The sequence below is a fragment of the Polaribacter sp. 2305UL8-11 genome (assembly GCF_058147165.1).
Genome location: NZ_JBYVJW010000001.1, coordinates 143,245 through 162,078 on the forward strand (window position 1 = coordinate 143,245; position 18,834 = coordinate 162,078).

Sequence of the window (18,834 nt, forward strand, 5' to 3'; positions counted from 1 at the left end):
GTAAGTATTTTATTTTTCATTCTACTAAACACCCATAAAATTTATAATATGAAACATCTAACAAAACTTTTCTTTTTACTAATTTCTGTTGCTGTATTTTCTCAAAGTCCTTGGACACAAAAAGAAGGCAAATTTTACACACAACTTTCTTTTACCTCAATTGCTAATTACAACACTTTATTTGGTAATCCTGATTATGATACACAAAGAAAAATAACAGATAACACTTTACAGTTTTATGGAGAATATGGTTTTACAGATAAAACTACTTTAGTTGTTAATTTACCATTAAAACTTATCAATTCAGGAGAATTGACAGATCCAAATTCTTTAGTTATGCCAATAACTTCAGAAGGAAATAAATCTTCTTTAGGCAATTTAGAAGTAGGGATAAAACATAATTTTTACAACAAAGATTGGTTGTTGTCTGGACAACTTTCTGTAGAAGCAAATACAAGTTCTTATGAAGCTTCATCAGGAATTAGAACAGGTTATGATGCTTGGTCTTTTACACCTCTTTTTTTAGCAGGAAAAAGTTTTGGCAAAACCTATTTGCAAAGTTTTATAGGTGCTAATATTAGAACTAATGATTATAGTTCTAACTTTAAAATTGGTGGAGAAGTTGGTCATAAAATTACCAATAGTATTTGGTTGGTTGGTTTTTTAGACATTTCTAAATCTTTTAAAAACGGTAATATTGCCATACCAACTGAGAATACTTTTACAGGTTTGTATGTAAACGATCAAGAATATGGTGCTTATGGTTTAAAAGGAATTGGAGAGTTTTCTGATAATTTTGGAATAACTGCTGGTTTTGGTGGTGCTTTTTTTGGAAATAATGTAGCTAAAAAAGTGGCTTTAAACTTTGGGGTTTATCATAAGTTTTAGGTTACTTTAAAATCTTAATTTTCACTTTCCCTTTTTGAAGACCATGAACTTCTTTAGTAAATTCAACTTCAGATTTATAGGAAACTAGATACAGTTTTAGAACATTTTTAATTTCAATAATTTCATGTTCTATATTCGAAATTTCATTTTTAATTTGCTGTTTTTGAGTAAATGGTTTTCTTATTATGTATAAACCTATTGCAATAATACTAGCAGGCATAATTGCAACAAACCCTTTATTAAGTATGTGTTTCCATAAAAATATCCTAATGCAGCAATAATAACACCAAAAATAGGATTCAAAATTAAGCTTGAAGCAAGTGCTTTTTTCATGTTAATTTGATCAGCTAGGTTTATGTGTAGTTCTTCTAATTGTGCTCTTAAATTTTTATAAAACTTAATTTTTACACAAGTTCTGTTAAAATCAGGTTTTTTGTTTGTTACTCCACATATACTTCCTTTTTCCAAACTAAATCTTTGATGGTCACATAAATCACAATGTCTTTTCATTTTCATCAGCTAAAAATACTAAAAACCTTTAAAAACAAAGTCTTTTTTCTTACCCTCTAATTTCTCTTCTCTTTAATAAAAACTATCTTTGTGCCATTAAAATTTTAAAAAAATGGAATCTAATGTTCGTGTTCGTTTTGCACCAAGTCCAACAGGACCATTGCATATTGGAGGTGTAAGAACTGCTTTATATAATTACTTATTCGCAAAAAAAAATAACGGAACTTTTATTTTAAGAATAGAAGACACAGATCAAACACGTTATGTTGCTAATGCAGAACAATATATTATTGATGCTTTAGAATGGTGTAATATTCCTTTTGATGAAGGGCCACATTCGACTACGCTCAGTGCAGGCTCCAAAAACGAAAAGTATGGACCTTACAGACAATCAGAACGTAAAGAATTGTATAAAAAATATGCAGACCAATTAATAGAAACAGGTTGGGCTTACTATGCTTTTGATACTTCAGAACAATTAGACGCACACAGAAAACAACACGAATTTGATGGAAAAACGTTTATTTATAACTGGCACAATCGCGAAAAAGGACGTTTGGTAAACTCTTTAGTTTTGTCTGATGATGAGGTACAAAACAGAATTGATTCTGGTGATAAATTTGTGATTCGTTTTAAAACTCCTCAAGACGAAACCTTAATTTTAGAGGATGAAATTCGTGGAACCATTAAAATTGATACCAATATTTTAGATGATAAAATATTGTTTAAAAGTGATGGAATGCCAACCTATCATTTAGCAAATATTGTAGACGATCATTTAATGGAAATTAGCCACGTAATTCGTGGAGAAGAGTGGTTACCTTCTCTCCCACTTCATTCTCTTTTATACAGAGCTTTTGGTTGGAATTCTCCAAAATTTGCACATTTACCGTTAATTTTAAAACCTGTTGGAAAAGGAAAATTAAGCAAAAGAGATGGAGATAAGTTAGGTTTCCCAGTGTTTCCTTTAGAATATACAAATGAGGTTACAGGTGATGTTTCTCGTGGATATAAAGAAGATGGATATTTTGCTGATGCATTTATAAATATGTTGGCATTTTTAGGGTGGAATCCAGGAACAGAACAAGAAATTTTTTCTTTAGAAGAATTAGTGGAAACTTTTGATTTGAAACGTGTGTCTAAATCTGGGGCAAAATTTAGTCCAGACAAAGCAAAATGGTTTCAACAACAATATATGCAAACTAAAAGTAATGAAGAATTAACAGATTTGTTTATTCCTATTTTAAAAAATAAGGTTTCGACTGCGCTCAACCAGACATTCGTAGAAAAAGTTGTTTCATCAATAAAAGAAAGAGCTGTTTTTGTTACAGATTTTTGGGATTTAGCATCTTTCTTTTTTGAAACTCCAACAGAATACGAAGCCAAAGCATCTAAAAAAAACTGGAAAGAAGGAACACCAGAATTAATGCAAGAATTAATAGGTATTATTTCTAATATTGAAGATTTTTCATCAGAAAATACAGAAAAAGAAATAAAAGCATGGATTACTGCTAAAGAAATTGGTTTTGGTAAAGTAATGCAACCTCTACGTTTAAGTTTGGTAGGTAAATTAGCTGGCCCTCATTTGTTTGATATTATGGCTATGATTGGTAAAGAAGAAACCATAAAAAGGATAACAAACGCAATCGAAAAAATATAAATTTTTATGAAATCTGCTTTCGATTTATCAGAAAAAGAAATGAAATCTTATGGTTATAAAATAGTAGATGCTATTGTAAACCATTACACAACTTTAGAAGAAAAAAAACCGATAACATCTGCAACTAGAGAAGAAATGGACGCTGCTTTTTTAACAGAAGCACCAGAAAAATCATCTAATGCAGAAGAAGTTTTAGATTTTGTTTTAGACAATGTTATACCTTACTCTAACATTACTACACACCCAAAATCGTATTCTTTTGTTCCTGGGCCAAGTAATTTTATTAGTGCCATGTCAGACTCTATTGCAACTGGTTTTAATATTTTTTCTGGTGGATGGATGGTGTCTCCTGCAGCTGCAGAACTAGAAATTGTAACCATGAATTGGTTGCTAAAGATATTTGATTTTCCTATTAAAAAAGGTGGTGGAATTTTTACAAGTGGTGGTTCTATGGCAAATTTAACAGCCATAGTTACTGCTAGACGTATAAAATGTGGAGATGATTTTAGCAAAGCAATTATTTATTTATCTGACCAAGCACACTCATCAAACATAAAAGCCATAAGAGTACTAGGCTTTAAAAAAGAGCAAATTAGAATTTTACCTACAGATATCGACTTTAAATTAAGTCTTAACAAACTTAAAAACGAAATTGCTAAAGACCGTTTATTAGGCTTACAACCATTTTGTTTTATTGCTTCTGCTGGTACTACAAATACTGGTACTGTAGATCCTTTAAATGAAATTGCAGACATTTGCGAAGAAGAAAACTTGTGGTTTCATATAGATGGGGCTTATGGAGGAGCAGCAATTTTATCAAAAAAAGGAAAAAGAGTTTTAAACGGAATAGACAGAGCAGATTCTTTAACTGTAGACCCTCATAAATGGTTTTATCAGCCTTACGAAATTGGTTGTTTATTGGTAAAAGACGCTTCTTGGTTAAGCAATACTTTTAGCGAAAAACCAGAATATTTAAGAGATATTGAAGGAAACGAATCTGAAATAAATTTTTACGATTATGGGATTCAATTAACCAGAAGGTTTAGAGCTTTAAAGTTTTATATGTCTATTAAAACCTATGGTTTAGAAACTTTTAGAAATGCTATTTCTTACAATATAGAGTTAGCAGAAAGGGTTGAAAAAATGCTAAGAAAAAGTAAAAAATGGGAAATAATTTCTCCTGCTACTTTAGCCGTAATTAACTTTAGATACAACCCAATAGATTTAAATTTGTCTGAAAAAGAATTGGATGCATTAAATCAAGAAATATCTAAACGTGTTTTAGCCTCTAGAGAAGCTTTGCTAGTTACAACAGTTTTAAGTGGACAAATTGTGCTTAGAATGTGTTTGATAAATGCAAAAACATCTTTAGAAGACGTAAAAGACACTTTAAAGCTATGTAATAGCTTTGCGAAAGAAATTCTTGCAAAATAAGTGTAACATTTTTTATTAAATTGCTACTTATAAGTACTTAATCTTTTAAGTATCTTTACAAGAAACAAATTATTAACTACTAAAAATTTATGTTATGTTAACGCCACCAATGATTATTACAATTGTTTTATTAGGAATTATTCTTTTTGCTTCCTTTTTTATGGTAAAACAACAGTCTGCTGCAATTATAGAACGTTTTGGTAAATTTCAGAGTATTCGTCATTCTGGTTTACAACTTAAAATTCCTTTGGTAGATAGAGTTGCAGGTAGAATGAGTTTAAAAATTCAGCAATTAGATGTAATAATAGAAACAAAAACGTTGGATGATGTTTTTGTGAAATTAAAAGTTTCTGTACAATACAAGGTTATTAGAGATAAGGTTTATGATGCTTTTTACAAGTTAGATTATCCTCATGATCAAATTACCTCTTATGTTTTTGATGTAGTACGTGCAGAAGTACCAAAAATGAAATTAGATGATGTTTTTGTAAAAAAAGATGACATTGCAATTGCTGTAAAATCTGAATTAAATGATGCCATGTTAGATTATGGTTTTGATATTATTAAAACATTGGTTACAGATATAGACCCAGATGCGCAAGTAAAAGAAGCAATGAATAGAATTAATGCATCTGAACGTGAAAAAATTGCTGCACAATTTGAAGGAGATGCACAACGTATTTTAATTGTAGAACGTGCCAAAGCAGAAGCAGAAAGCAAGCGTTTACAAGGACAAGGTATTGCAGACCAAAGACGCGAAATTGCTCGTGGTTTAGAAGAAAGTGTAGAGGTTTTAAACAAAGTGGGTATCAACTCTCAAGAAGCATCTGCTTTAATAGTGGTTACCCAACATTATGATACATTACAATCTATTGGACAAGAAACCAATAGTAACTTAATTTTGTTGCCAAACTCACCACAAGCTGGTAGCCAAATGTTAAACGATATGGTTGCAAGTTTTACTGCAAGTAACCAAATTGGTGAGGCTATGAAAAATGCAAAACCTAAAAAGAAAAATGAATAATTTTTATCAATACTTTTTGTTTTCTTCTTTTGTTTCAATTTAAGTTCTCAAACAAAAGAAGAAACATTAAGAGATGCGAAAAAAACGTTTGGAATTTTATTGAAGCCAAGCAATTGTCTAACCCAGCTATAAGCCAAGTTCTACCAGATTTTAAAATCAATTTAGTTATTCCGCAAGGAAAAACATCATCAGAAAAAATAAAAAAATGATTGTAACAACAACACCTACTGTAGAAAAAAAGCCTGTAACACAATATTTAGGAATTGTTACTGGAGAAACCATTATTGGCGCTAATATTATTAAAGATTTCTTTGCTGGAATTAGAGATATTGTTGGAGGTAGATCTGGTTCTTATGAAAAAGTTTTAAGAGAAGCTAAAAATGCTGCTTTAAAAGAAATGGAAGAAAATGCACTATCTTTAGGTGCAGATGCTGTAATTGCTGTAGATTTAGATTACGAAACTGTTGGTCCAAATAGTGGTATGTTAATGGTAACTGCTTCTGGAACTGCTGTGAAACTTTAAAAAATGTATCTAATAAACTGGATAAAAAAACCTTACTTTTTTATAGATTCTGCAAAGCAGAATTTTTTAATTTGTATAGAAGTTGGTTTCTTTATTTTTCTGTTTCTTTATCTTTTCCAACCATTTGGCATCACAAGTTCATCAAATAATAAACTATTGTATACAGGTGGTTTTGGTTTGGTAACTTTTTTAGTAATGCTTATTTTCTTTCTTGTTTTACCAACCATTTTTAAACGTTTTTTTAATGATACAAATTGGACTGTTGGTAAAAATATAGGTTTTCTTTTTTTATTAGTTTTTACCATAGCTATTTCTAATTTTTGCTTTAATTCTATTGTACAAAACACAGAAAACATAGCATTACTATCATTAAAAGACTTCTTTGTATATACTTTTTCTATAGCTATTTTTCCAATTGTAATATTTACTTATACAAGTGAATATATATATAATAAAAATAGAGTAAAGAAGGCAAAAGAGATTATGCAATTAAAGCCTTTAAAAGAAGTAATTAAAAAAAGTAATTACATCAGCATTTTTGGAGATAATAAAAAGGAATGTATTTCTTTTGATGCTAACCATTTAATTTATATCTTTTCTCAAAGAAACTATATTAGTTTTTTCTTAAAAACAGATTCTGGCATAGAAGAAAAAGTACTAAGAAATACATTGTCTCATGTAGAAAATGAGCTTACACAATATTCAAATATTATTCGCTGCCATAAATCTTATATTGTAAATTCGAAATTTATGGATAATATTTCTGGAAATGCAAGAGGATACTTTTTAGAATCTAATTTATTAAAAAAACAAATCCCTATTTCTAGAAATTTTCCAAAAGAAAATCTTAATAAGTTAGTTTATTAACATCTTATATGCAAAAAATTAAAGCGTGGTTATCTAAGCCCTATTATTTTAATCCTTCTGTATTTTATAAATTAAAAGTTAGTTTTACTTTTGGTTTGTTTGTTTTTCTTTTCTTATATATTTTCAGACCTTTTTATTTAAGTCTTTTTGATGTAATTATTGTAGAGTATACTATTGGTATAGGAATCATTGCTTTTTTAGGAACCTTTTTTCTGTTGTATATACCTCCTTTTATATTTAAAGATTATTTTAATGAAGATAATTGGACAGTAGGAAAAAATCTATTTTTAATTTTTATAGGAATACTTATTATAGGCTCTTTTTTATGGTATTTTGGAGAGATGTATAAAGCTCCTTACAATCTTATAAAATTATCTTTATTAGAATATTTATCCTATACTTTTTTAGTAACTATTTTACCTGTTCTCTTTTTTTTATTTAATGATGAAAAAAATATAAGACTAAAAAGACAACAAAGAATTAGAGATATTAAGGCCTATAAAGAACAAAAAACACTACAATTATTAAAAAAAGTTGATTCAGAAATTAAAATTTATTCCGACAATAAAAAAGAACACATAGAATTCTCTATTAAAGAACTCGTTTATATTTCTTCTCAAGGAAATTATGCTAGTTTTTTTCTAAAAAAGGAGAATAATAATGTATTAAAAGAAAAAATACTTAGAGTTACATTATCTAAAATAGAAGATAATTTAACAGATTATACATTTATTGTACGTTGCCACAAATCGTATATTGTAAATACTAATTATATAGAAGACATTACAGGAAATGCAAGAGGGTATTTATTAAAATCTAAAATAATTCCTTTTTTAATACCTGTTTCTAGAAGTTTTAGTAAAAAATATTTATTGAGTTTAATTAAATAAACCTTCCTATTTGTCCCAAATATTAATAAAACTTTCCTATTTGTAACATATTTTTTAAAATTTGATAAAACAAACTTAAATTTGTATTTAAGAAATATTGAATTAAAAATTTTGGGGGATTTTTTTAATTTAAATATAAAAGCTCAACTTTTAAATAAGTTGAGCTTTTTTAATACCTAAAAAATAATTTTAAAATTACTTTTTTTCTTCTATTTTTTCATCAGAATCTTCTTTAGCAGCATTTTTAAATTCTTTAATACCACTTCCTAGACCTCTCATTAATTCAGGAATTTTTCTTCCTCCAAATAATAAAAGAATAACCACAACAATTATTATTATTTGTGGGCCACCAATCATTCCAAAATATATAGCTAAACTGTTCATTTTAATTTAATTTAATATAACAAAGATACAAAAAAGGATATTACAGTATGCTTATTTACAAAGACTAATTTCTTTTCTGTATAATACCTCCAATTACTTTTTTGTCTTTAGTTACTTCTGGGTTTCCTTTATAAAAAATAGACCCTCCAAAACTTACTTTAGCACTTAACGTTTCTCCAGCTAAAACTTCTGCTTTAGCTCCTGTTCCTGCTTTTACATTAGAGTTGCCAGAAACATTCATTTTAAAGCCATTGTAAATACCATATAAATCTACATCTACTTCTTGGTTATTTGCTGTACCTGTTAATTTTACAATACCACCAGAAGAAGTTCTAACTTTTAAAAACTTTACTTTTGTAGTTAAATTTATAAATGCTCTTTCTTGTGCGTTTACTTCTAATTTATCTTGGTTAAAGTCTTTACCAGTAATAGTAGATCCTTCATTAGCATCTATTATAGCTATTTCTTTATTATAATATAGTTTTATTAATATTTTACCTTCTGCAGCATTATCTGATGGAGTTAAAGAAAAAGGTAAAGAGAGTTTTAAGGTATTATTTACATTTTTTATTTTAACTTTTTCAGATTTTTCTCCTGTAATTTCTAGTTTTAAATCTGTAGATTTTATCAATTCTAGCTCAATACCATTGTAAACTTTTAGCTCAGAAAAATCTCCTAAATTCTTTGTTATTTTAGTTTGTGCTACTAGTGTAAAAGAAAATATCAAAGCACATATAAAAACTATTTTTTTCATCATCTTAAGGTTTGATTAGCATACCTAAATCAATAAGCATACCAGTATAAAGACTTTTTTTGCCTTTTATTGTGACAAAGATGAAAAATTTAACGAATTATAACTCTTATTTTTTAATTATTTTTTTAGTGATAAAACCTCTATTGGTATAAATTTTTGCAAAATAAATTCCTTTAGGAAACATAGAAATATTAATATTGGAACTATTAGTTTTAAATACTTCTTTTCCTAAAAGATTAAAAAGAGTTACTTTTTCTATTACAATATTATTAGAAACATTTATTTTAAAACTATTTCTAACTGGATTTGGATAAATAGAAATTGTTTTTACAATACTATTTTTTTCTAATGATAGCAATGTATTAGAAAAAGAATATACTCTTGGAAAAGCCTTATTACTTGCAGCTATAAAAGTATCTCCATCTGAAGATAATGCTAACGACTCACCAAAATTACTACTTCTCCAAGTAGATACATCTATACCTCTTTGTGTCCAAGTATTATTATTAAAACTATAATTTTTTACAGTGTAATTGTAAGGAGAACTTATAGCTATTTTTGTACCATCAGATGATAAAGAATTTACGCTTCCAAAACTAATTTTACTACCTACTAAATTCCAAGAAGAATTATTGTTTTGATAAATTGAAACTCCTGTACTAGAGCCAATTGCAACTCTATTTCCATTAGAAGATAAAGAAACATTTATAAACTCTCTTGTTGTAGTTTTTAAACCTGTAAAATCATCACCTATTTGTGTCCAATCATTATTATTAAATTTAAAAACTTTTACTTTTTGTCTTCCTTTATTAGCAATTGCTATAATATTTCCATCATCAGACATGTCTAGACTAAAACCAAAAGCATCAGCATTAAACTCGCCTTCTAAATTTGTGCCTCTTTGAGTCCAAGTGCCAGAAATATTTTCATACACTTTTACAGAACCTTTAATTGAAGTACTATTAGTTCTGAAAGCTGTTGCTGCTAAAAATTTTGCATCTGGGCTTAGTACCACTTTATATCCTAAATAAAACTGTGTTCCATCACCAACAATTTCAGCAGTTTTTTCCCAAGTATTGTTTTTAAATTCATAAATTCTGATGTGTCCTTCGTCTAAATTACCTCCTTCAGGAGCGCCTATTGCTAATATTTTTCCATCGGAAGATAAAGAAACTCCATGACCTACTTTTTCTAAAATAGATTCGTTTACAATATCAGTTCCTAATTGTTGCCAATTATTATTTACATATTTAAAAACTCTAACAAAACTATCTTCATTATTACCAGGTGCACCTACAGCAATGATAGATCCATCATCAGAAACTGCTACTCCTGTACCGAATTTACTCGGTTTAATATTGTTTTCATCTGGATTATTAATTTGGTTTCCTAACTGAGTTTGACTAAAACCAACAATTGGTATAAATAGTAATAAAAGTAATATTGTTTTCATGATGATTGTTTTTTTTTACAAAGTTCAATCAAATAGAAAGCAAAAAAAATACGTCAGATGACGTATTTTTCTAATTATTAAGTAGTTAAAATTTTATTCTGCTTTTACAGCTGTTCCTGTAATAGAAACTAATAAAGTAGATGAGTTTGAAAGTGGTTCTACATCTATTTGAATACCAACTACTGCATTTGCTCCTAATTTTGTTGCATTCTCTTTTAAATTTTGAAATGCTTTTTCTTTAATGGTTTCTAACCCTAAAGTATACATTTCTCTATATTTAGACATGCTAAACATGTCTGTAAAAGACATTTTTTTTCCATTAGAAGAATAGCTAGAATCATAAGCTGTTCCTGTTACAATACCTAAGTAATCTACTATTTTAAAATTTTCTATGTTGTGGGTTGTTGTTAAAATCATTATTTTATTTTATTTTGATGATATTTTAAGCATTACTGAAATCAAAATATATTTTGATTTAAAGTAGCTTACAAAGTAAAAAGTGTAGTTAAAAAAATATCTTATTATTATTAAACAAATTTAATCTATTTTTTAAGTAAAATTGAAGTTTAGATTTCTCCACAAGGTCGAAATGACAAACTATCTAATCTTCAATTAAATTAAAATCTAAATGTTTACGTTCTAAATCTGTTTTCTTTACTTGTACTTTTACATCATCTCCTAATTGATACAAGTGTTTGGTAGATTGTCCAACAATGGCATATTGCTCTTCTTCAAAAATATAATAATCACTTTTTATATCTCTAATTCTAACCATTCCTTCACATTTATTTTTGGTAATTTCAACATAAATTCCCCATTCTGTAACACCAGTTATAACTCCTTCAAAAATTTCATCTTTATGATCTTGCATATATTTTACTTGCATGTATTTAATAGAAGATCTTTCTGCTTTTGATGCCAATTCTTCTCTTTTAGAAGAATGTTTACATTTTTCTTCATAAATATCTGCTTTTGGTGTATTTCCGCCATCTAAATAATGTTGAAGCAACCTATGTGTCATTACATCTGGATAACGTCTAATTGGTGATGTAAAATGGCTGTAATAATCAAAAGCCAATCCATAATGACCAATATTATCTGTAGTATAAACAGCTTTAGACATCGAACGAATTGCTAAAGTCTCAATCATATTAGATTCTGCTTTACCATGTACATCGTTTAAAAGCTGGTTTAAAGATGCTGATGTGGTTTCTTTAGTTTCAGTATTAATTTTATACCCAAACTTACTAATAATGTTTTGTAAAGAGACTAGTTTTTCTACATCTGGCTCATCATGAACTCTATATATAAACGTTTTTCCAGATGGTTTTCCTCCTTTTGCTTTTCCAATAAATTCAGCCACTTTTCTGTTGGCTAACAACATAAATTCTTCAATTAATTTATTGGCGTCTTTTGCTTCTTTAAAATAAACTCCAACTGGGTTTGCGTCTTCATCTAAATTAAATTTTACTTCTACTCTATCAAAAGAAATTGCACCTTGTTTCATTCTTTTTTTACGAAGAATTTTTGCTAGTTCGTCTAATTTTAAAGTGGCTTTTACAATTTCTGGTTTAACTTCATATTCACTATCAGTTATAGAAATATTTTTAGGAATTGTACATATTAAATCTTGAGATTTCTCGATACTAATTTTCTCATTCTTCGAAAATTCACTCGAAATGACAGTCTCTAAGTTATTTTGTGTATTTCCTCTTTCCTCTTTTTTCTTTTCTCTATTCGCTTCTATTAAATATTGTGCTTCTTCATACGCAAAACGCTGGTCTGAATAGGTTACTGTTCTACCAAACCATTCTTTTACAATTTGTGCTTTTTTATTGATTTCAAACACAGCAGAAAAAGTTAATTTTTCTTCATTTGGTCTTAAGGAACAAACACCATTACTTAACATTTCTGGCAACATTGGCACTACTCTATCTACTAAATAAACAGATGTTGCTCTGTCATAAGCTTCATCATCTAAAATGGTTTTTGGTTGTAAATAATGAGATACATCTGCAATATGAATTCCTACTTCAAAATTTCCGTTTTCCAATTTTGTAAATGATAAAGCATCATCAAAATCTTTAGCATCTTTTGGGTCTATTGTAAACGTTAAATCTTTACGCATATCTCTACGTTTAGAAATTTCTTCATCTGTAATTTCTATGGGTAAATTTTGCGCTTCTTTTTCTACTTCTGGTTCAAACTCATAAGGCAAATCGTATTCTAATAAAATAGAATGCATTTCTGTATTATGATCTCCAGGTTTTCCTAAAACCTTGGTAATTTTACCAAACGGATTTTTAGAGTTTTGTGGCCAATCTGTAATTTTTACTTGTACTTTATCTCCATCTTCTGCACCATTCATTTTATTTTGAGAAATAAAAATATCTGCATACATTTTATTATTGTCTGGTATGACAAATCCAAAATTTTTATTCTTTTGTAAAACTCCAACAAATTCAGTTTTTGCACGTTCTAAAACTTCTACAACATCTGCTTCTAACTTGTTAGACCTTCTTTTTTTGTACACATACACTTTTACTTTATCATTATGTAAAGTTTTACCTAGGTTTACATTGGGTACAAAAATATCATTTTCATAATCATCAGATATAAAGTATCCATTTCCATTAGATGTAGTATCTATAGTACCTATAGCATATTTTCTATCTTCATTAATTTGAAACTTTCCTCTATCTATTTCTTTTATTTTTTTTGTGGCAGTTAATTCTGCTAATTTTTTTAAAATTTGAGTTTTACCATCGGTATCAGAAATACCTAATTTTGCAGCTATTTGTTTATAATTATAAAACTTCTCACTGTCTTCATTTAAAATTTTAAAGATATTTCTAGTTAAATCTTTGATAACTTTTCCTTTCTTTTTAAATATCTTTTTTTTCTTTCTTGTCATTAATTCTTACTTCTTTTATTTGTTACCAAAGTACAATTATTTATGATGTTTTATATTAAAAAACAGTTATCAAATGTTTATTGTATTTTGGTTGATTATTAATTTTACTTTATGTCTCACTTCGTAGAGCTCAGTGTTAAAAATTCTTGGTTTATTATTGCAAATCCTACTTCTGGAAATTGTAACTTTTCTAAAAAGTGGAAGGAAATTCAGCAAATTTTAAACCATAAAAATATAGACTATTCTTTTGCTTTTACACAATTTTCTAAACACGAAATCGAATTGGTTGCTAATGCTCTTCAACAAGGTTTTAGAAATATTATTTCCGTTGGCGGAGATGGAACACTACATCATGTAGTTAACGGAATAATGTTGCAAAGATATGTAAAAAGTTCGGAACTAACTATTGGTGTGATTCCATTAGGTACTGGAAACGATTGGATAAAAACATATAACATACCCAATTCTATTAAAAAATCAATAGAAATCATCCATAAAAAAAAGACAATTTTACAAGATATTGGTGTTTTAAAAACTGATAATGATACATCTATCTATTTTAATAATGTGGCAGGTTTAGGGTATGATGGTTATATTATAAATAAACTAAAATCTTTAAAAAAATTAGGTTCTATTTCTTATGTATTAGCAGGTATTTATGGATTGTTGTTTTATAAAAAATCAAAATTTAAAATTATTTTTGATGATAAAGTAATAGAAACTAAATGTTTAATGACCATTTTTGGGATTTGTAAATTTTCTGGTGGTGGCATGCAATTTACTAAAGATGTAAATTCTGCTGATGGATTTTTAGATATTACCATTGCTAAAAACCTCACTTTTTTTGATTTGGTATTGAATCTTCCAAAATTATATTCAGGAAAAATTGTACATCATAAAAAGGTGGAAACTTATAAAACCAAACAAATTACCATAATTCCACAACATTCAAAACCTTTTATACAAGCAGATGGAGAATTGGTTGGAACTGGAAAAGTTGCAGTTAAAATTATAGAAAAAGCGATTCAATTTGTTGTAAACTAATTTTTATTTATTTTAAAAATTACGTTTTTTATCGTATTAATTCAACTTATTAATTTTATAAATTTCTACTTAATTTTAAAACTAGAAACCTAATAAGTTAAAAAAATCTTAAAAAAAATGTAACGTTTTCTTAAATTGAACGTCTTTATAGAAAGAAGTTATCTATTTAAGATGAAAAATCTACGTAAAATTATTGTTTTATTTGCAGTTATATTCCTTACAGGGATTGTAGTTACTGTAATGACAATAAATACTTCTTTAAATAAAGTTGATACAAATACCAAACAAACTGTAGAAACTCAAAAAGACACACTTTATCTTTTAAATGCTGAGAAAAAGACGGTTTAATTACTACTAAACTTGTTTTACGTTTTCTTATAATCTATCATATAATTATTTTAAGTAAGTTTATTTTAGAAGAAGAAACTTACGTTTTTTCTAAAATGCAATAAAATTAAATTTTTGAAGTTTTCACACTTATCAACATTCTATATTAAAATACTTTTTCTTTTAAAAATTTTTAAAAATCTATGATGTTTATAATAGTGTGTGAATAGTTACTATAAAATAAGTACTTTTTATTTTTAAGTTTCACTTATTAAAAAATACTTACATTTTATGAATTATTTAAAAGCTTAAAAATCAAACTTAAAAACCACTTATTAACAAAACTTATAAACAGCTATCAACGTAATTTTATGAATAACTAACAACCTATTCTATGTAAATAAATTGTAAATTTTATGTTGATAAACTTTTATCAAAAATCAATAAAAAAAGTTGTGTATGTCATAACATAGCTTGTATTATAATAATAATTAAAATCACCAAAAAAACTTACAAGTTTTTCAATACAACTTCTTAACAATTCCTTAAAATAGGTAAATGCTTTAAAAATAAGTAGTTATTAAAAAAAGATAAATTTTGATTGTTTATAACTGTTCATAACCGCTATTTTCTATATTTTTGTTGATGTAACTATGTCATTGCGAATGTAATGAAGCAATCTGTTAATTAAAAAAAGATTTCTTCTTGATTCTTACATATTATAATGACCATATATAAAAATTAAATTATGACAATTGCCATTGGTAACGATCACGCAGGAACAGAATATAAGTTCGAAATTATAAAACATTTAGAAGAAAAAGGACATAAAGTATTAAATTTTGGAACCGATTCTAATAATTCTATGGATTATCCTGATGCTATTCATCCAACTGCAGATGCAGTAGAATCTGGTAAAGCTGAGTTAGGAGTAATTTTATGTGGTTCTGGAAATGGTGCACAAATGACAGCCAACAAACATCAAGGAATTAGAGCTGCTTTGTGTTGGAATAAAGAGTTAGTCGAGTTAACAAGACAACATAATAATGCAAACATTTTAACAATTCCTGCACGTTTTGTGTCTTTACAACAAGCAATTGGTTTTGTAGATGTTTTTCTTTCTACAGAATTTGAAGGTGGAAGACACCAAAATAGAGTAGATAAAATTTCTTGTGCTGGGTAAATCTTTTAGTTTGTCATTTCGAGTGAATTTTCGAAGTATGAGAAAATTTGTATCGAGAAATCTTTATAAATAATGAACTTCATTACAAAAAATTTCCAAGAATTAACTATTAATGAATTGTATCAAATCTTACAATTACGATCAGCAGTTTTTGTGGTGGAGCAAGATTGTGTGTACCAAGATGTAGATGGAAAAGATTTTAAATCGCTTCATGTTTATGGTATTAAAAATGATAAAATAATTGCGTATACAAGAATTTTTAAAGCTGGAGATTATTTTAAAAATGCTAGTATTGGTAGAGTAGTAGTAGCTGCCAATGAACGTAAATATGGTTTTGGTCAAGATTTAATGAAAGCTTCTATAAAAGCTATAGAAGATCATTTTAATACTTCAAAAATTACAATTTCTGCACAAGTGTATTTAAAAAAGTTCTACGAATCTCATGGATTTTTAAAAGTAGGTGAGGAGTACTTAGAAGATGGTATCCCTCATATTAGAATGGATAGAAATTAAATGGGTTTAAAAAGAAATCATAAAATACTTTTATCACTTATATTAATATTTTTTAGTTGGATAAGTTTTGGTATTGGATATACTACAAAAGTAAATTTATTTCAATACTTATTTTATTTTGGTTTTATTTTTTTTGTTCTTGGTATAATATTATTCTTTAGAGTTTTAAACAGCAAATAATTTAAAAATTATTAACTTCAATAACTCTACCAACATCTAAATCACCCAATTTAATACTCCCAATTCTAACCCGAATTAAACGTAAAGTTGGATAACCTACAGCAGCTGTCATTTTTCTTACTTGTCTAAATTTTCCTTCTTTAATAGTAATAGAAATCCAACTTGTTGGACCATGTCTTTCGTCTCTAATTTTTTGACTTCTTAATGGAAATTTAGGATCTTTAATTATAGAAGCTTTTCCAGGTTTTGTAATGTATTTTTTTCCGTTAAAACCAATTTCTACGCCATTTTTTAATTGTTCTATAGCTTCTTGCGTTATTTGCCCATCAACTTGAACATAATATTCTTTTTCGTATTTATTAGATCTAATTTCTGCAGAAACTTTACCATCTGTTGTTAATAATAACAAACCTTCAGAAGGTACATCTAAACGTCCAATTGCCATGGTTCCTTTAGGAAAATCATGTAAATCTCCCAATAATTTCTTCTTTCTTTTTGCAGGATTTACAAACTGAGAAATCATTCCCCAAGGTTTATGAATGATAAAATGATGGTGTTTTTTTATCAATTTACAACACTTTAATAGTTATAGAAAATTCCTCTTTACCAGAAGAAATACGCATATTTTCTTCAGAAAATTTTTCGTCTGTATAAGAAGTATATTGTGTGATTGGTTCTATGCACAACATATTATCAACCTCTGTCCACAACATAAAGTTGTTAAAGTTTTTTGTGGTAATTTTAAGATGATTTTTATCTGAATTTTCTAAAATAATTTTATCAGTATTTAAAACAGGAAATGCATTGTGTCCAACCTCGTAAATTTCTTTTAAAGTTATTTTTTTATCATTGGCAACCAAAGTATCTTTTCCAGTATTAGATAATAAAAAAGCAGGATGATAGCCCAACATAAAAGGCATTCCAGCTTCTGCAACAATTATAAAATCGATTTTTAAAGTGTTATTTTTTAAAGAAAAATGCTTTTCGAAGATAAAATCGAAAGGCCAAAAAAGTTGTTCTTCAGTAGATTTTTTAGGATATTTACTGTTGATGACTTTTGTGTTTTTGATATATTTTTTATTGAATTTTGCAGTCTTTTCATCCGAAGAAATCAAAGAGTAATCCAACTCTCGTAACAAACCATGTTGGTCTTGTATGGCATCTCCTTTTTTGGTGTGTACTCTAAAATTATTTTTAGAAATTGGTCCAATTATAGGAAACATTTCATCATCCGATTTTCGCCAACCTTTGCTTCCTTTTTGGTGGATATATTCCTTATTATCAACAATAAAAGAAATTAATTCTCCTTTTTCAATTTTAACAACTGATTTTTTATCATCAGAAATTAAAGAAATTATATTTCTCATTTAAGTTTTATTATTTTAATCTATCAGGGTTTTTTCCTAGTTTTTTTGATTCAGAATTTACCCTTCTTTCCAACTTTTTAATATCCTCTTCTGCTGGTAAATTTTCTGGTTTTATTCCTCTGTCAAGTAATATTTTTCTAACAGAACGATTGTTTGTAATATGTTCCGCAGAAATACTTCTCTCGCTTTTTAAATCTTTTTCTTTTGTATTGAAAACGGTTATTTCTGTAGCAAAATCTTTGGCTTTTATAGTAATAGTTGGTAAATAATCTGCCAGTGCTCTATTTTTTGGAATACCTAATTTGGTTTTCATTTGCTGAGTAGATTTACCAAATAAAGCTTGATCTCCCTTACTTCTAATTAAACCAAAATTTCTATCATTCCCAGTTTTTTCGTAAATTAACTCTGATAAATCTTTTTCTGATAGTGTTAATTTTTGTCTAGCTTGTAATCTTTCCCAATCTTTTATTCTTTGTTCAATTAACTCAAATTTTCTAGTTTGCATTGCAAAGTAGTTTTGAGCAAAAGCAATATTTTCTTTTCTTGGGTCGCCATTTTGAGCAATTAGATAACAAGCATATCTTGTTAGCATTATATCTTCTATTTCTCTTTCACTTCCAGAACCTAAAGAGACCATTTTGTTGACGTCAACAAAATGGTCTGAAATAAGGTTGTTTGTTATTTCACATGCTGTTTTGGCTTTAATTATAACTCTTTGGAAATTTCTCCATTCTGCATACCCTAAAAGTTGTTGTAAATCTCTAGCAAACCAAAATTCAACATCAGAAATAGTTGTTTGCGAATGATCTTCAAAATTTTCTGCCAAATTCTTTATAATTTCTTTTTTCATAATGAATTGTTTTTATAAAAATACAAAAAAAAGATGCATAAAAAAGAAACTCTTTTTGTAACTTGCTAT

General features: G+C 27.6%; 20 protein-coding genes. 11 read left to right on the forward strand and 9 right to left on the reverse strand.

Features of this window, described 5'->3' with window-relative positions:
• Window positions 1-48 precede the first annotated feature (48 nt).
• Entirely contained in the window at window positions 49-888 is an 840-nt protein-coding gene (locus ACY2RW_RS00615; protein WP_490120748.1) for a hypothetical protein, read from the forward strand.
• A gap of 195 nt (window positions 889-1,083) precedes the next feature.
• On the opposite strand, the gene ACY2RW_RS00620 is transcribed toward ACY2RW_RS00615, so the two are convergent.
• Window positions 1,084-1,398, reverse strand: coding sequence for a hypothetical protein (locus ACY2RW_RS00620; RefSeq protein ID WP_490120749.1), 315 nt, complete (start codon window positions 1,396-1,398; stop codon window positions 1,084-1,086).
• 112 nt (window positions 1,399-1,510) lie between these two features.
• Here ACY2RW_RS00620 and gltX point away from each other — a divergent pair, with 112 nt between their 5' ends.
• The 6 genes from gltX (at window position 1,511) to ACY2RW_RS00650 (ending at window position 7,796) form a co-directional block, all read left to right on the forward strand.
• On the forward strand, window positions 1,511-3,058 hold the full coding sequence (gene gltX / locus ACY2RW_RS00625) for a glutamate--tRNA ligase (RefSeq protein WP_490120750.1): 1,548 nt from the start codon (window positions 1,511-1,513) through the stop codon (window positions 3,056-3,058).
• A gap of 6 nt (window positions 3,059-3,064) precedes the next feature.
• Complete coding sequence (locus ACY2RW_RS00630; protein WP_490120751.1) at window positions 3,065-4,492, forward strand: pyridoxal phosphate-dependent decarboxylase family protein; 1,428 nt, start codon at window positions 3,065-3,067, stop codon at window positions 4,490-4,492.
• A gap of 94 nt (window positions 4,493-4,586) precedes the next feature.
• The gene (locus tag ACY2RW_RS00635; RefSeq protein WP_490120752.1) at window positions 4,587-5,516 is read left to right on the forward strand and encodes an SPFH domain-containing protein; all 930 of its coding nucleotides are present in this window, start codon (window positions 4,587-4,589) and stop codon (window positions 5,514-5,516) included.
• Between the two features lie 205 nt (window positions 5,517-5,721).
• Window positions 5,722-6,039, forward strand: coding sequence for a heavy metal-binding domain-containing protein (locus ACY2RW_RS00640; RefSeq protein ID WP_490120753.1), 318 nt, complete (start codon window positions 5,722-5,724; stop codon window positions 6,037-6,039).
• Between the two features lie 3 nt (window positions 6,040-6,042).
• Window positions 6,043-6,906, forward strand: a complete 864-nt coding sequence (locus ACY2RW_RS00645; RefSeq protein WP_490120754.1) for a LytTR family transcriptional regulator DNA-binding domain-containing protein — start codon at window positions 6,043-6,045, stop codon at window positions 6,904-6,906.
• An 8-nt stretch (window positions 6,907-6,914) separates the two neighbouring features.
• A complete protein-coding gene (locus tag ACY2RW_RS00650; protein WP_490120755.1) occupies window positions 6,915-7,796 on the forward strand; it encodes a LytR/AlgR family response regulator transcription factor in 882 nt (293 codons plus the stop codon).
• Window positions 7,797-7,991: 195 nt separating this feature from the next.
• Here the strand turns inward: ACY2RW_RS00650 and tatA are convergent, their stop codons facing one another.
• The 5 genes from tatA to ACY2RW_RS00675 all read right to left on the reverse strand — a co-directional run bounded on the left by tatA (window position 7,992) and on the right by ACY2RW_RS00675 (window position 13,301).
• Window positions 7,992-8,180: a twin-arginine translocase TatA/TatE family subunit gene (gene tatA / locus ACY2RW_RS00655; RefSeq protein ID WP_490120756.1), complete on the reverse strand. Its 189-nt coding sequence runs from the start codon at window positions 8,178-8,180 to the stop codon at window positions 7,992-7,994.
• Between the two features lie 64 nt (window positions 8,181-8,244).
• Complete coding sequence (locus ACY2RW_RS00660; RefSeq protein WP_490120757.1) at window positions 8,245-8,937, reverse strand: head GIN domain-containing protein; 693 nt, start codon at window positions 8,935-8,937, stop codon at window positions 8,245-8,247.
• A 103-nt stretch (window positions 8,938-9,040) separates the two neighbouring features.
• Window positions 9,041-10,387 (reverse strand): T9SS type A sorting domain-containing protein, encoded by a 1,347-nt coding sequence (locus ACY2RW_RS00665; protein ID WP_490120758.1) that lies wholly within the window; start codon window positions 10,385-10,387, stop codon window positions 9,041-9,043.
• A gap of 93 nt (window positions 10,388-10,480) precedes the next feature.
• Window positions 10,481-10,804, reverse strand: a complete 324-nt coding sequence (locus ACY2RW_RS00670; RefSeq protein ID WP_490120759.1) for a YbjQ family protein — start codon at window positions 10,802-10,804, stop codon at window positions 10,481-10,483.
• A gap of 184 nt (window positions 10,805-10,988) precedes the next feature.
• On the reverse strand, window positions 10,989-13,301 hold the full coding sequence (locus ACY2RW_RS00675; protein WP_490120760.1) for a ribonuclease R family protein: 2,313 nt from the start codon (window positions 13,299-13,301) through the stop codon (window positions 10,989-10,991).
• A 111-nt stretch (window positions 13,302-13,412) separates the two neighbouring features.
• Here ACY2RW_RS00675 and ACY2RW_RS00680 point away from each other — a divergent pair, with 111 nt between their 5' ends.
• From ACY2RW_RS00680 to ACY2RW_RS00695, 4 genes are all read left to right on the forward strand, one after another.
• The gene (locus ACY2RW_RS00680; RefSeq protein ID WP_490120761.1) at window positions 13,413-14,345 is read left to right on the forward strand and encodes a diacylglycerol/lipid kinase family protein; all 933 of its coding nucleotides are present in this window, start codon (window positions 13,413-13,415) and stop codon (window positions 14,343-14,345) included.
• Between the two features lie 171 nt (window positions 14,346-14,516).
• Complete coding sequence (locus ACY2RW_RS00685) at window positions 14,517-14,693, forward strand: hypothetical protein (protein ID WP_490120762.1); 177 nt, start codon at window positions 14,517-14,519, stop codon at window positions 14,691-14,693.
• Between the two features lie 727 nt (window positions 14,694-15,420).
• Window positions 15,421-15,855, forward strand: a complete 435-nt coding sequence (rpiB, locus tag ACY2RW_RS00690; protein ID WP_490120763.1) for a ribose 5-phosphate isomerase B — start codon at window positions 15,421-15,423, stop codon at window positions 15,853-15,855.
• 72 nt (window positions 15,856-15,927) lie between these two features.
• Window positions 15,928-16,368: a GNAT family N-acetyltransferase gene (locus tag ACY2RW_RS00695; protein WP_490120764.1), complete on the forward strand. Its 441-nt coding sequence runs from the start codon at window positions 15,928-15,930 to the stop codon at window positions 16,366-16,368.
• Window positions 16,369-16,549: 181 nt separating this feature from the next.
• Here ACY2RW_RS00695 and ACY2RW_RS00700 read toward each other — a convergent pair whose 3' ends face one another.
• From ACY2RW_RS00700 to dinD, 3 genes are read right to left on the reverse strand one after another with little or no spacing between them, the layout of a single operon-like run.
• Window positions 16,550-17,113, reverse strand: a complete 564-nt coding sequence (locus ACY2RW_RS00700) for a pseudouridine synthase (protein ID WP_490120950.1) — start codon at window positions 17,111-17,113, stop codon at window positions 16,550-16,552.
• 4 nt (window positions 17,114-17,117) lie between these two features.
• A complete protein-coding gene (locus ACY2RW_RS00705; protein ID WP_490120765.1) occupies window positions 17,118-17,915 on the reverse strand; it encodes an aldose 1-epimerase in 798 nt (265 codons plus the stop codon).
• Between the two features lie 10 nt (window positions 17,916-17,925).
• On the reverse strand, window positions 17,926-18,765 hold the full coding sequence (dinD, locus tag ACY2RW_RS00710; protein WP_490120766.1) for a DNA damage-inducible protein D: 840 nt from the start codon (window positions 18,763-18,765) through the stop codon (window positions 17,926-17,928).
• Window positions 18,766-18,834 lie beyond the last annotated feature (69 nt).

Excerpts from the sequence above, each read along its gene's own strand:
- dinD (WP_490120766.1), bottom strand. The coding sequence starts at position 18,765 with ATGAAAAAAGAAATTATAAAGAATTTGGCAGAAAATTTTGAAGATCAT.
- ACY2RW_RS00670 (WP_490120759.1), bottom strand. The coding sequence starts at position 10,804 with ATGATTTTAACAACAACCCACAACATAGAAAATTTTAAAATAGTAGAT.
- rpiB (WP_490120763.1), top strand. The coding sequence starts at position 15,421 with ATGACAATTGCCATTGGTAACGATCACGCAGGAACAGAATATAAGTTC.
- ACY2RW_RS00635 (WP_490120752.1), top strand. The coding sequence starts at position 4,587 with ATGTTAACGCCACCAATGATTATTACAATTGTTTTATTAGGAATTATT.
- ACY2RW_RS00680 (WP_490120761.1), top strand. The coding sequence starts at position 13,413 with ATGTCTCACTTCGTAGAGCTCAGTGTTAAAAATTCTTGGTTTATTATT.
- ACY2RW_RS00620 (WP_490120749.1), bottom strand. The coding sequence starts at position 1,398 with ATGAAAAGACATTGTGATTTATGTGACCATCAAAGATTTAGTTTGGAA.
- ACY2RW_RS00630 (WP_490120751.1), top strand. The coding sequence starts at position 3,065 with ATGAAATCTGCTTTCGATTTATCAGAAAAAGAAATGAAATCTTATGGT.
- ACY2RW_RS00650 (WP_490120755.1), top strand. The coding sequence starts at position 6,915 with ATGCAAAAAATTAAAGCGTGGTTATCTAAGCCCTATTATTTTAATCCT.
- gltX (WP_490120750.1), top strand. The coding sequence starts at position 1,511 with ATGGAATCTAATGTTCGTGTTCGTTTTGCACCAAGTCCAACAGGACCA.
- ACY2RW_RS00695 (WP_490120764.1), top strand. The coding sequence starts at position 15,928 with ATGAACTTCATTACAAAAAATTTCCAAGAATTAACTATTAATGAATTG.
- tatA (WP_490120756.1), bottom strand. The coding sequence starts at position 8,180 with ATGAACAGTTTAGCTATATATTTTGGAATGATTGGTGGCCCACAAATA.
- ACY2RW_RS00665 (WP_490120758.1), bottom strand. The coding sequence starts at position 10,387 with ATGAAAACAATATTACTTTTATTACTATTTATACCAATTGTTGGTTTT.
- ACY2RW_RS00660 (WP_490120757.1), bottom strand. The coding sequence starts at position 8,937 with ATGATGAAAAAAATAGTTTTTATATGTGCTTTGATATTTTCTTTTACA.
- ACY2RW_RS00645 (WP_490120754.1), top strand. The coding sequence starts at position 6,043 with ATGTATCTAATAAACTGGATAAAAAAACCTTACTTTTTTATAGATTCT.
- ACY2RW_RS00615 (WP_490120748.1), top strand. The coding sequence starts at position 49 with ATGAAACATCTAACAAAACTTTTCTTTTTACTAATTTCTGTTGCTGTA.
- ACY2RW_RS00640 (WP_490120753.1), top strand. The coding sequence starts at position 5,722 with ATGATTGTAACAACAACACCTACTGTAGAAAAAAAGCCTGTAACACAA.
- ACY2RW_RS00685 (WP_490120762.1), top strand. The coding sequence starts at position 14,517 with ATGAAAAATCTACGTAAAATTATTGTTTTATTTGCAGTTATATTCCTT.
- ACY2RW_RS00675 (WP_490120760.1), bottom strand. The coding sequence starts at position 13,301 with ATGACAAGAAAGAAAAAAAAGATATTTAAAAAGAAAGGAAAAGTTATC.
- ACY2RW_RS00705 (WP_490120765.1), bottom strand. The coding sequence starts at position 17,915 with ATGAGAAATATAATTTCTTTAATTTCTGATGATAAAAAATCAGTTGTT.